The 12,033-nt window shown below is 47.6% G+C and carries 11 protein-coding genes and 2 riboswitches; of the genes, 4 read left to right on the top strand and 7 right to left on the bottom strand.

Features of this window, described 5'->3' with window-relative positions; genetic code table 11:
- Nucleotides 1–70: 70 nt before the first annotated feature.
- Nucleotides 71–454 (bottom strand): DUF302 domain-containing protein, encoded by a 384-nt coding sequence (locus KNO94_RS02445; protein ID WP_214777260.1) that lies wholly within the window; start codon nt 452–454, stop codon nt 71–73.
- Nucleotides 455–615: 161 nt separating this feature from the next.
- On the opposite strand from KNO94_RS02445, the gene KNO94_RS02450 reads away from it, so the two are divergent.
- Nucleotides 616–1,011: a Spx/MgsR family RNA polymerase-binding regulatory protein gene (locus KNO94_RS02450; protein ID WP_012726343.1), complete on the top strand. Its 396-nt coding sequence runs from the start codon at nt 616–618 to the stop codon at nt 1,009–1,011.
- 29 nt (nt 1,012–1,040) lie between these two features.
- Here KNO94_RS02450 and KNO94_RS02455 read toward each other — a convergent pair whose 3' ends face one another.
- The 5 genes from KNO94_RS02455 to KNO94_RS02475 form a co-directional block, all read right to left on the bottom strand.
- A complete protein-coding gene (locus tag KNO94_RS02455) occupies nt 1,041–1,703 on the bottom strand; it encodes a methionine ABC transporter permease (RefSeq protein WP_012726344.1) in 663 nt (220 codons plus the stop codon).
- Complete coding sequence (locus tag KNO94_RS02460; protein WP_214777262.1) at nt 1,675–2,709, bottom strand: methionine ABC transporter ATP-binding protein; 1,035 nt, start codon at nt 2,707–2,709, stop codon at nt 1,675–1,677. The genes KNO94_RS02455 and KNO94_RS02460 overlap by 29 nt, the downstream gene beginning before the upstream one ends.
- Before the next feature lie 11 nt (nt 2,710–2,720).
- A complete protein-coding gene (locus tag KNO94_RS02465; protein ID WP_214777264.1) occupies nt 2,721–3,542 on the bottom strand; it encodes a MetQ/NlpA family ABC transporter substrate-binding protein in 822 nt (273 codons plus the stop codon).
- A 72-nt stretch (nt 3,543–3,614) separates the two neighbouring features.
- A riboswitch (SAM riboswitch) is annotated at nt 3,615–3,719 on the bottom strand.
- Nucleotides 3,720–3,760: 41 nt separating this feature from the next.
- On the bottom strand, nt 3,761–4,777 hold the full coding sequence (locus tag KNO94_RS02470) for an iron-containing alcohol dehydrogenase (protein ID WP_214777265.1): 1,017 nt from the start codon (nt 4,775–4,777) through the stop codon (nt 3,761–3,763).
- Nucleotides 4,774–5,949 (bottom strand): aminotransferase class I/II-fold pyridoxal phosphate-dependent enzyme, encoded by a 1,176-nt coding sequence (locus KNO94_RS02475; protein ID WP_214777266.1) that lies wholly within the window; start codon nt 5,947–5,949, stop codon nt 4,774–4,776. Before KNO94_RS02475 ends, KNO94_RS02470 begins: the two co-directional genes overlap by 4 nt.
- Before the next feature lie 78 nt (nt 5,950–6,027).
- Nucleotides 6,028–6,127, bottom strand: a riboswitch (SAM riboswitch).
- Nucleotides 6,128–6,285: 158 nt separating this feature from the next.
- Here KNO94_RS02475 and KNO94_RS02480 point away from each other — a divergent pair.
- The 3 genes from KNO94_RS02480 to KNO94_RS02490 all read left to right on the top strand — a co-directional run bounded on the left by KNO94_RS02480 (nt 6,286) and on the right by KNO94_RS02490 (nt 10,538).
- Nucleotides 6,286–7,386 carry an AI-2E family transporter gene (locus KNO94_RS02480; RefSeq protein ID WP_214740712.1) on the top strand — a complete coding sequence of 367 codons (1,101 nt, stop codon included), beginning with the start codon at nt 6,286–6,288 and terminating at the stop codon, nt 7,384–7,386.
- Between the two features lie 270 nt (nt 7,387–7,656).
- Nucleotides 7,657–8,901, top strand: a complete 1,245-nt coding sequence (locus KNO94_RS02485; protein WP_214777267.1) for an MDR family MFS transporter — start codon at nt 7,657–7,659, stop codon at nt 8,899–8,901.
- A 143-nt stretch (nt 8,902–9,044) separates the two neighbouring features.
- Nucleotides 9,045–10,538: a peptide MFS transporter gene (locus tag KNO94_RS02490; RefSeq protein WP_214777268.1), complete on the top strand. Its 1,494-nt coding sequence runs from the start codon at nt 9,045–9,047 to the stop codon at nt 10,536–10,538.
- A 43-nt stretch (nt 10,539–10,581) separates the two neighbouring features.
- Here the strand turns inward: KNO94_RS02490 and KNO94_RS02495 are convergent, their stop codons facing one another.
- Nucleotides 10,582–11,877: a glutamine synthetase family protein gene (locus KNO94_RS02495; protein WP_214777269.1), complete on the bottom strand. Its 1,296-nt coding sequence runs from the start codon at nt 11,875–11,877 to the stop codon at nt 10,582–10,584.
- Nucleotides 11,878–12,033 lie beyond the last annotated feature (156 nt).

Genomic DNA, 12,033 nt, shown 5'->3' on the forward strand with positions numbered 1-12,033 from the left:
AATTTTACCATTATCTAACTATCCTATACGAAAAAATCCGCTCACGTTTCATGAGCGGATGGTAGAACAATCATTTACTTTGGTCGATGGCACGTTTCAATCTAGATTCGACGTCTAAAGCGATGTCGTGTAACGATTCGTCATCGATGAGGCGAATCAATTCTGTCGGTTTCGGCATACCGATTTGGGTGTGGTCGTCTTTTTCGAATACTGCGATTTTACAAGGGAGGAAGTACCCTCCTTCTAAATGATGCGACAATACTTCTTTTGCCGCCTTCGGATTGCATACTTCTAAGATGCGATACTTCCCATCAATCCCCTGTCCTTTTTTCTCGAGTGTCTCACTCAAATCAAAGTCCCACAATACACCAAATGACTCTTCTTTCAGTGATTCGTTGAGTCGGTCGATCACGTTCTCTACGGTACGGTCAGATTGTACAGTATAATCAAACATCTTCATTCCTCCTTATGTGGTTACTCATGAAATCTGTACCCGAACGAAGTCGTCCTCAATCAAAAAGAAACTGTATGTGATTTGAAACATAATCACGATACGTAACGTATAAAAGGAGATAATAGTTAGAACCAAACTGATGTAAAGGAGAAGTGGTTGTCGTGACGGTCACGGTATTCACGCATACGAGCTGCAGTTCTTCCAGAAAAACGATTGATTGGTTGCGGGAACAAAAGATTCCCTTCATCGAAAAGAAATTGACAGATCAAGGATTATCCTTCGGAGAGTTTAAAGAAATGTTGAGTCTGACTGAAAATGGGACGACCGATTTGTTGTCGGTACAAAAGAGTGTCTATAAACAAGCGGCAGAGAAACTCGATGAAATGTCGATACGTGAGCTATATAGCTTCGTCGCCTCGAATCCGCAAATCCTGAAAAGTCCGATCGTCTTCGACCATCATCGCATTCAGGTTGGGTTCAGTGAAAAGGAGATTCGGACGTTCATCCCGAGACATGACCGCATCGCTGAACTGAAGCGTTTGCTCCATAACGCATAAATCGTGCCGCTTTCGCGACACGATTCTTTTTATGCCTTTTTTAATTTTGCCGCCAGTCGATTCCCGAAGGATTGGATGGACTGTACGAGAAGGATGAGGACGAAAATGGTCACGTACATGACTTCCGGTTCAAAGCGGAGATGTCCATATTGATAGGCGATGTCGCCAAGTCCACCTGCCCCGACGAGTCCCGCCATGGCCGTCGCTCCAATCAACCCGATTGTCGCAATCGTCAATCCGAGAACGATGGAAGAACGTGCTTCGCGAATTAACACATACCAGATGATTTTTCTCGTCGAGATCCCCATCGCCTCATACGCTTCGATGACCCCACGGTCGACTTCGAGCAGTGCTGACTCCATGAGTCGCGCGATATACGGTGCCGTGAAGACGATCAAGGGGAGCAAGACGCCCTGCACGCCGATTGTCGTCCCCATGATGAATCGTGTGAACGGCAAGATAAAGAACAATAGAATGATGAACGGAATGGAACGGATGACGTTGATGACGCTCGATAAGCCACCATAGACGAATCGGTTCGCGAGTCTTCCGTTCGGTCTTGTCAATACGAGCAACGTCCCAAGCGGCAATCCGATCAAGGTCGAAATCAAAAGAGCGATACTCGTCATCGTCAAGGTTTGGACCGTTCCCGTCCAGATTAAGTCACCCCAGTCTGTCCAAAACTGTTGCATGGTTTGACACCTCCCTCACATGTACACCGCTCGTTTTCAAATAACGGACGGCGAGTTCTGTTTGATCTTGGTCCCCATCAAGATGGACGAGCAAATTTCCGACGAGACCCGCCTTTAATTTTTTAATCCCGCCTCCGATGATGTTCGGAAGGATACCGAATCGTTTGGTCAATTGTGCCAGGACTGCCTGTTCCGTCTGACTGCCGATGAACGACAAGTGGACGAGCGTTCCCCGGGTCTGGAGTTCAGAGACGACTTCTTCCGGCACGTCGAGGTTCGTCTTTAAAAACTTCTGGGTCGTCTCGTGTGACGGATTGGAGAAGACGTCTAGTACGTGTCCTTGCTCAATGATTTGGCCACGGTCGATGACGGCGACCCGGTCACAGATTCGTTCGATGACTTCCATCTCATGCGTGATCAAGAAAATCGTCAATCCGAGCTCGCGATTGATTTCGAGCAGTAACTCTAAAATCGACTCGGTCGTCTCAGGGTCGAGTGCACTTGTCGCCTCATCACTGAGGAGAATGTCTGGCTCGTGGGCGAGCGCTCGCGCAATGGCGACGCGTTGTTTTTGTCCACCCGACAATTGTTCAGGATAATGGTTCCGATGCTCGCTCAGTCCGACGATTTGGAGATAGCGGTCGACCCGTTCTCGGATGACCTGTTTCGCGAGACCTTCGAGACGCAGCGGGATGGCGACATTTTCTTCGACGGTCGCAGTCTTCAGCAAGTTGTAGTGCTGAAAGATCATACCGATTCGCTGGCGTAACGTCGACAGCCCTTTCTTTTTGAGGAGCGTGATATCTTGTCCCTCGATCTCGACAACCCCTGATGTCGGACACTCCAAGAGATTGATCATCCGGATGAGCGTACTCTTACCGGCACCACTTCGCCCGATGATTCCGAAGATTTCTCCTCTCTCAATCGTGAGGGAGACATCATCAAGTGCCGTGATTGTGTCTCCGTTGACCTTGAACTCCTTGGTGATCTGTTTCAGTTCAATCATAAGACCCCTCCTTAAAACGCCGGCACGACCGAACCATTGAATTCTTCTTCGATAAAGGCACGTACTTCATCTGAATGATAGTAAGACTCGAGCGTCTTCACGACTTCATCTTCTTTATTGGCTGAACGGACGACGACGTAGTTCGGATACGGGTTGTCGACCGTATCTTCATGGAAGAGGGCATCTTCATTAATAGATAGACCCGCTCCCATCGCGAAGTTCGTGTTGATGGCTGCGAGTGCCACTTCCGGGAGTTGTGTCGGCAGTTGGGATGCTTCGAGTTCAATAAATTCGAGGTTGAGCGGATTCTCAGCAATGTCGCGCTTCGTTGCTTTATCCGTCAATCCTTCTTTTAACGTGATGAGCCCGGCTGTTTCATATAGTCGTAACGCACGGAGCTCGTTCGCCGGGTCGTTCGGGACGGCTACTTTATCGCCATTCTTTAAGTCTTTGATATCCGTCAATTTCTCTGAATAGAGCCCCATCGGGAAAGCGACTGTCTTGAAGACGTCGTCAATCTTATAACCCTTGTCCGCTTTTTGCAGTTCGAGGAACGAGAGCGTCTGGTAGCTGTTCACGTCGAGACTTCCTTCATCGAGAGCGGTGTTCGGCGTGTTGTAGTCATTGAACACTTTGATGTCGATTTCAAGCCCATCTTTTTTTGCGAGCTCTTGTACTTTCTCGGCGATTTGCTCGTGTGGTCCACCAGTGACGCCGATCGTCAGCTCTTTCGTGCTGAGCGTCTCGCTCGCCTCGGATTGTCCGCACGCTGAGAGTGCGATGGCCGCAAGGATAGATGCACCTGCCAAAATGGATTTTTGTTTGATGTTCATGAATGATTCCTCCTCCAAATGAAAGCCCGCTACTCAAAAAGAGCGGCGGGCACGACACGTGAAAGTCGGACACGCTCATCTCCCAGACGTCTCGTCTGTTGGAATTAGCACCATGATCATTCCTGATCTGGTTGCCGGGTTTCATCGGGCCAGTCCCTCCACCACTCTTGATAAGCAATCGGTTCTATTATTTTGTTATTATATTACTGATAAAAGCATTATCTGTAAACAATTTCTTCTAGATTTCTTAAAATTTCTTTTAATCGTTCGGTATCTTCGACCTTATGAATGCCTTGAATCGTCATTTCCTCGACGACATATTCGATCAATTCATCGATTTGATCCAAGTGAATGCCGAGTTGTGTTAGTGAGGTCGGTGCATCGATGGATTGTAGCCATTTTTCAAGAAATAATGTATCTTCGGATGAAATCATTCGTTCTTGAACGATCAGCCCAAAGCCTACCTTGTCCCCGTGCAACCAGTGATGCGTCGAGTCAAAACGACTGAGTGCGTTATGCACCGCATGGGCAACGGCGACTCGGGTGCCGGCGTCACCGAATCCACCAACGGCACCACCGATGGCAAGGACATGGTCGACGATGGAACGGATGTCCGTGCCATAATGGCGGAAATCATCTTCACGAATGGACAAATCCATCAACGCTCCGCATTGTGCAGCAAGTGAGAGCCCCGACTGAATCCCTGCATCTCTTGATGTTGTTCCGCTAATATATCGAGCCTCGAACCACTTTGCGACCGTGTCGATGACGCCAGCCTTGAAATAGTCATAAGGTGAATCACGTAACAGTCGTTCATCCGCAATGACGCGCTCGATGACGACAGGGAACGTATCGTACCGTAAATATGTACCATCTTCACCATAAATAACGCTGAGAGGGGTAAACGTGGCACAGTTCGACACAAGTGTCGGAACAACGATGAGCGGGACCGACTGGGTGAATGCAATCCGCTTCGCCGTATCAATCAATTTACCACCACCGACGGCAATCCAGACGTCAGGTCGATAATCATTTAAACGTTCCACTTCTTCGTCTGAACATTCGCCATTGAATCGAACACTCGGTAACTCGGTGAGATGAGGAGACACACGAACCGCTTCATCGTATCCGTTTAATCCTCTTAAAACGAGTGCCTCCCGATTCCCAATCAGTGAGTAAAGTTGATCGAGCGCATCGTTCGAATGGTCATACTCCAGCACCGCTTGTCGAATCATTGATGGACCTCCTCGTAGGCTGCAAACAGTCTCTCAATCCGTTCTACCGCTTCATCAATCTTCTGTTCAGACGACACGAGGCCAAACCGGATGTGGTGCTCCCCCTCCGTTCCAAAAAAGTAGCCCGGTGTGACGGCGACGCCCGCCTCGTGAAGTAACTTTGTCGAGAATGATTTTGCATCTCCTTCAGGCACTCTCGCCCATACGAAGAAAGAACCTTTCGGCGCCTCAATCTCCCACCCTGCCCGGCGTAACCCACCAATCAATCGGTTTCGTCTTGTTTCGTAAAGCGAGGCTAGGTCGTCACGTAAGTCACGCGGGGATTCTAACGCCACGATGGCCGCCTCTTGAATGGCAGAGAACACAGAGACGTGGACATGATCTTGGTACGTATTGATCGCCTCGATGATATCTGCATTTCCGACTGCGAACGCGACACGCCATCCCGACATGTTAAACGCCTTCGACATCGTATATACCTCAATCCCGATTTCTTTTGCCCCGTCTGCTTGGAGAAAACTTGGCGGGACGTGCCCATCAAAGCCTATGCTCCCATAGGCGAAATCGTGTACGACCATCAGATCATGTTTTGTGGCGAATTCAACCGTCTCCTCAAAGAATGCCGGCGTCGCGACGGCACCGGTCGGATTGCTCGGGTAGTTCAAATACATGAGTCGAGCATGAAGGGGATCGAGCGTGGTGTAATCCGGGAGATAGCCGTGTTCTTCCTTCAACGTCAAATCGATGATGTCCGCTCCGGCGAGGCGCGCGCCAGAGATATAATCGGGATAGCCGGGGTTCGGGAGCAAGATGCCTTCACCCGGCTCAAGAAGACATTGGGGCAACGTGATGAGACCCGATTTGCTGCCAATCAAGATGGCCACTTCTCGCGCCGGGTCGAGGTCGACTCCGTATTCCCGGTGATAAAATGCGGCCACGGCTTCTTTCAGTCGAGCCTGCCCTCGGAACGGTCCGTATTGATGTGTCGTCGGGTCGGTCAATGCTCGTTCAAGCGCCTCACAGATTGGAGCTGGCGTTGGTAAGTCGGGGGTGCCTTGTCCGAGTCGGATGACGGTCTTGCCACTCGCTTCTACTGCCGCGACTTCCTCTGCTAAGCCGACGAAGTGTTGTGTCGGTAATGATTTTAATAACTTGGAACGTCTGTCTGCCATAATGGGTCCTCCTCATACGAAAAAACACCCCTTTCTGAGGAAAGGGGTGCTCGATACAGACGTATGTAGTCAACCACCTTTCCATCTCTCAAGGTCACCTTGCTGGAATTAGCACAGTATTTTGCAATCTGTTGCTGAAGCTTCATCGGGCCAGTCCCTCCGCTTCTCTTGATAGAAAGTGTCATTCGTTATGTAATTTTTGTATGTCCCTAAGTTAACCAGACATTCCCAACGGTGTCAAACATTTTTTTCAAGGTGAACATCTATTGAATCCTTTTCAAAAAACATTCATAGTAAAAGAGTAGAAAAATTATATTTGTATGAGGGGATAGAGCATTGGAGCTTAATCGTCAACTTATTTGGAAGCTGAGTGTCATCGGGCTGATCTTACTCGTCTTATGGCGTGTCATCAGTGAACCGGATACCATTTCTCGTGTCTTACAATACACGTTTCAGTTACTGACCCCTATCATCATGGGGATTGCCATCGCCTTGTTACTCAACACCGTACTCTCTTATATTGAAGAACGGTTCCACTTGAAGCGGTATCAAGGACTACTCATCGTCTATATCACATTTATCGGAATCCTCGCAATTTCCGTCGTCACGTTGTTCCCGCGGATTTACTCGAGTCTCGCATCATTGATCGAAGAACTACCGGTCTACATTCGACAAATCGATGCATTTCTTGGAGACGTGAACAATTATTTGAAAGATTATAATGCGACCATCGCCAAAGCGATTGATTTTGCTCAATTCGAAGCACGATACTCGGGTTGGGTCGAGACGGCTGTACTTTCATCTGTCAGTTATGTCTCCAGCTTTACGATGACCCTGATTAACTTCTTGATTGGGATTGTGATCTCGATTTATTTATTGAAAGATAAAGAAGTCTTTGCACGTATGTTCAAGCGCCTTCTCTATGCGTTACTGCCAGTCGGTACAGCTAAGACTACCATCGATATCTTTCAAGAGATGGATTACATCTTTAAACGGTACATCATCGGGAAGTCTCTTGACTGTCTGATCATCGGTGTGCTGGCTGTCATCGGACTCTTACTGATTGGTGCGCCATACGCCTTATTGCTTGGGGTCATTGTCGGTGTCTTAAACTTCATTCCGTATGTCGGTCCACTTCTTGGAATGATTCCGGCGTTCATCATCACCTATTTTTACGACCCGTTCACGGCGTTGCTCGTGCTCCTATTCATCTTCCTGCTACAACAATTCGATGGACTGTGGCTCGGTCCAAAGATTTTAGGAGACAGCGTCGGCATCACGCCATTTTGGGTCATTACCTCAATCATCATCGGGGGCAGCTTATTCGGTCTCATCGGAATGTTTGTGAGCGTTCCCATCACGGCCATGATTCAAGTCGTTTTATCTCGGTTAATCGATTATCGACTCAATCGAAAAAATTTAAACGAGTTACTTTGATCCCCTTCACAATTTAGTTGACATATTGAATAAATGTGTCATACAGTTGAAGTGAAGATTAACAAATAATAGAAAGGAGAGGTTCCCATGTCAGTTGTATCTTCGAAACCATTCACTCAAGTTCATACTGATTGGCAGGCACCTCTTCGATTGATTCATATCTAAGACGCCTGCCTATCGAGGCATGCATAAACAACGTGGGACGTCGTATGCCTTCATGCATATGACGTCCCTTTTGTGTATCAAAATTAAATAAAGCAGGTGACTTTTATGTTTCAATCACTCAAACGATTAGATCGCAACATTTGGATTCGTTTCTCTGGTGAAACCATCACAGGGATTATGATGTTCATGATTGCCCCGTTCCTCGTCTTATATTATAGCGACCAGTTGGATAGTTACCTTCAAGTCGGAATCATCATGGCAACCGGTCCAATCATGGCCCTCCTTGGATCCATCATCGGAGGGCGACTCGCGGATATATACGGACGCAAACCGATCATGATGATTGCGATTGTCGGCGATGCGCTTGCATTGATCGGATTTGCATTCGCGGACTCGTTCTGGCCCCTACTCTTATTGAACGCTATGCTTGGTTTGACGAACTCACTCTTCCATCCTGCGGCTAGTGCAATGGTCGCTGACGTCACAGAACCTGAGCATATGAATGAAGCGTTCGGTCTCCTCCGGATGGGCCATAATATCGGTGCTGCATTCGGTCCTCTTCTTGGGAGTGCCGTCTTATTCATCGACCGCGAACTGATCTTTTTCGCAGCGGCATTTGTTTTCGGATTATATGCACTTGCCCTCGGGACATTCATTCATGAATCACTACCTGAGAGCACAGAAGGAGAGACGCCAAGTAATCGAGAAGTATTGCGCGTATTTTATAATGATCGCGTGTTTCTCATCTTTATCTTTGCGGGTATATTCATATCAATGGGATTCTCTGTCGTCGAGAGTATGTTACCGCTCTTTTTGAAAGAGTCGCTTCCAACGTACACAGCGCACCAGAATCCATTCCCGTATTTATTGGCCCTGAACGGAATCATGGTCGTCCTTCTTCAGTTCCCGATTGCATCAAAACTTGGGAACAAACCGTTTGGAAAAGTTATGTTGGCAGGAGCAACGGTATTCGGGGTCGGGATGATGTTGATCGCCATCGTGCCTCGACTATTATACGCGCTCGACACGCCATACGTACCACTCGTCACAGTATTACTAGTCGTTTACGCTTTCTATACGCTCGGCGAAATGATCATGTCTCCCGTACAACAAACGTTCATCGCCTTGATTGCACCAGAAAATATGCGTGGTGCCTATAACGGGGCTGCGAGCATCCAATGGTTGATTGGTGGTGTCACGGCTCCGATTATCGCAAGTATCTTTTTTGACAATCGCGCAGGACACATCGCATTGATTCTGATCGGTGGCGCGAGCTGCCTCTCAGGAATCATCTATTGGCAACTCGGACGTCATGTTCAAGCGACGGAGGCGAAACAGAAGTCGGCGTAATCACTTTTAGACCACACTCTATGTTTACGGAAGTGTGGTCTTTTCGTTCTTTTCAACTGTATTAAAATTTGAAATTATCATTCAATTCACTTTACAATCATAACAATCCTTTTTATGATAAAACGGTTAAGGAGGGATCTTTCATGGAAAGGATCGACAAACAAACAATCGTGGATAGTGTTCCACAAAAAGGGTTTCTAGGACAACCGAAAGGGTTGTTCACATTGTTCTTTACAGAGTTTTGGGAACGTTTCTCATACTATGGCATGCGGGCTATTCTCGTATTCTATATGTATTATGAGGTTTCCGAAGGTGGACTAGGGCTTGATCGAAACGTTGCACTCTCCATCATGTCCGTTTACGGAGCGCTCGTCTATATGTCTGGGGTCATTGGGGGATGGCTTGCGGACCGAATATTCGGGACATCACGGGCTGTATTCTTCGGTGGTGTGTTCATCATGCTCGGGCATATCGTGCTCTCCATTCCAGGGAGTGTCGTGTTCTTGTTCATCTCGATGGCATTGATTGTCATCGGTACTGGATTACTTAAACCGAACGTATCAAGCATTGTCGGGGATATGTATAGTGAGACGGACCGCCGTCGTGACGCTGGATTTAGTATCTTCTATATGGGAATTAACTTGGGTGCATTTATTTCACCACTCATCGTCGGTCAAGTGCAAAAGGACTATGGTTTCCATTGGGGCTTCGCCCTTGCTGCCATTGGGATGTTCATCGGTCTCGTCGTCTTTGTGATGACGCGTAAGACGAACCTTGGCTTGGCAGGTTCATATGTACCAAACCCATTGACGCCTGACGAAAAGAAAAAGACAATCAAAGTCGTCAGTATCGTTACCATTGCCATCGCTATCTTACTTGCCATCTTGATTCCAATCGGATGGTTCACAATCAACACCTTCATTACGTTGGTCGGGGTGTTCGGGATTGCGATTCCGACGGCTTACTTCATCATCATGTATCGTAGTCCGAAGACGACAGAAGTGGAACGCTCGCGAATCATCGCGTACATCCCATTGTTCATCGCATCGGTCATGTTTTGGGCCATCCAGGAGCAAGGGGCGACAATCCTTGCGAGCTATGCGGATACACGGACCGATCTCGAGTTCTTCGGCTTCACGTTGTCGCCGGCTTGGTTCCAGTCATTGAACCCGCTCTTCATCATCATGCTTGCCCCAGTCTTTGCTTGGCTATGGGTTAAGCTCGGTGATCGTGAGCCGAGCATTCCGACGAAATTCGCATTCGGGATTTTGTTTGCCGGAATCAGTTTCTTGGTCATCCTGCTTCCTGCCTACTTTAGTGGACCTGATGCCCTCGTCAATCCGCTCTGGCTCGTATTGAGCTACTTCATCGTCGTCTTGGGTGAGTTGAGCTTGTCTCCGGTCGGATTGTCGGCAACGACAAAGCTTGCACCAGCTGCATTCTCTGCTCAAACGATGTCTCTCTGGTTCTTGTCGAATGCTGCCGCACAAGGAATCAACGCGCAACTCGTCAAGTTCTATTCACCAGAGAATGAGATGCTTTATTTCGGGATGATCGGTGGTGCTGCCATCGTCTTAAGTTTGATTCTCTTCGCACTTTCACCGAAGATCAAAGTGTATATGCGTGGAATTCATTAATCTAAATAAAGAAGCCAGCCGATTCAATTCGGCTGGCTTCTTTTTATTTTCGTACTTGAATGAGTGACAAGTAACGATCAATCATATTGTGGTTAAAGTAATCATGGAAATTGTCTTGTTTCAGTGACTGAATCGATTCATGGAATGTCGCTGGAAGTGAAGCGATTCCTTGACTTTCAATTTGTTTCGCCGAGTACTCGAATAAGTCGTCTTCATTCGGTGAAGATGGGACGAGTTGTTGTTCGATTCCCTCAAGACCTGCATAGATGAGGGCTGCGAGTGCTAAATAAGGGTTGGCACTCGGATCAGGATTTCGAACTTCGACGCGAGTCGCACTTCCACGGGATGCCGGGATCCGAATCATCGAACTACGGTTTGATGGGCTCCAACAAATATTGACCGGAGCCTCAAATCCTGGCACGAGCCGTTCATACGATTCAGGGAGCGGATTCGTGAAGATGGCTGTCGCGCGAGCATGCTTCAAGATTCCTTCAATGAAGTGACGTGCCGTTTTCGACAAACCATAATCCGCATCAGCCTCATCAAATGCGTTGTTCGTCGCATTCCCAGAGTCGTCGTTCTTCCATACCGAGATGTTGAGATGCATTCCAGATCCGTTCACATCACGCAACGGTTTCGGTAAGAAGGAAACGGAAGCTCCTTTTTCTTTTGCTGCGATTTTAACGATTTCCTTAAAGAACTGGATGTTATCTGCTGTATGGAGAGCATCGTCATATTTGATGCCGATTTCATGTTGTGCAGGCGCGACCTCATGGTGTACGGCCTCGATGTTGAACCCAACATTGCTCAAGCGGTTCGCGATATGCTGTCGGACTTCATAACCCTTGTCCTCTGAACGGGTTGAAAAGTATCCAGCCTCGTCATAAAATTCCCCATTTTCATCAAAGATGAAGAATTCAGGCTCCGCTCCGACAAATACCGAGTACCCATCACGAGCAGCACGTTCAAGTGCCTCTTTCAATACATTTCGTGGGTCGTATTCGTATCGCTCTCCTTCCGGTGTACATACGTCACAGAAGAACGCTAAAATCTGTTCATCCCCATCTTGCTCGTACCGTGGTCGATCTAAATCCGGTCTCAAGAATAAGTCAGAGTTTTTGATGGAAGAGAATCCGTTGATGGAAGACCCATCAAACATCGTTTTTCCTTCAAATACTTCTGGCAACAATTTTGCCGAAAGGGTCAAGAGTTTCAAGTCACCGAGTACATCTGAAAAGTAAAGATGGATTTGGGTGATGCCTTTCTCTTGTACCGTTTTCTCAATCTCTTGTTGCTTCTTTGCTACGTCATCCTTGTCTGTTCCGAATAGATTTGCCATGATTCTTTAAAACCTCACTTCAATGGATTTGACAGGCAAGCTGTCGTTACGCACCGTTTGTACGCTTCTCTATTGTTGATAACCGACTTCTATTTTTTCTAAACATGGAATTTCAAAAGAGGTGAAGTGGCTACATCACACGAGACTTGGTATGAT

Source organism: Exiguobacterium sp. s22, assembly GCF_018617455.1.
Taxonomy (GTDB): Bacteria; Bacillota; Bacilli; order Exiguobacteriales; family Exiguobacteriaceae; genus Exiguobacterium.

Bases quoted from the DNA above. Each gene is read 5' to 3' on its own strand.
- KNO94_RS02460 (WP_214777262.1), bottom strand. From the start codon at position 2,709: ATGATTGAACTGAAACAGATCACCAAGGAGTTCAAGGTCAACGGAGAC.
- KNO94_RS02470 (WP_214777265.1), bottom strand. From the start codon at position 4,777: ATGATTCGACAAGCGGTGCTGGAGTATGACCATTCGAACGATGCGCTC.
- KNO94_RS02475 (WP_214777266.1), bottom strand. From the start codon at position 5,949: ATGGCAGACAGACGTTCCAAGTTATTAAAATCATTACCGACACAACAC.
- KNO94_RS02485 (WP_214777267.1), top strand. From the start codon at position 7,657: ATGTTTCAATCACTCAAACGATTAGATCGCAACATTTGGATTCGTTTC.
- KNO94_RS02445 (WP_214777260.1), bottom strand. From the start codon at position 454: ATGTTTGATTATACTGTACAATCTGACCGTACCGTAGAGAACGTGATC.
- KNO94_RS02495 (WP_214777269.1), bottom strand. From the start codon at position 11,877: ATGGCAAATCTATTCGGAACAGACAAGGATGACGTAGCAAAGAAGCAA.
- KNO94_RS02455 (WP_012726344.1), bottom strand. From the start codon at position 1,703: ATGCAACAGTTTTGGACAGACTGGGGTGACTTAATCTGGACGGGAACG.
- KNO94_RS02490 (WP_214777268.1), top strand. From the start codon at position 9,045: ATGGAAAGGATCGACAAACAAACAATCGTGGATAGTGTTCCACAAAAA.
- KNO94_RS02465 (WP_214777264.1), bottom strand. From the start codon at position 3,542: ATGAACATCAAACAAAAATCCATTTTGGCAGGTGCATCTATCCTTGCG.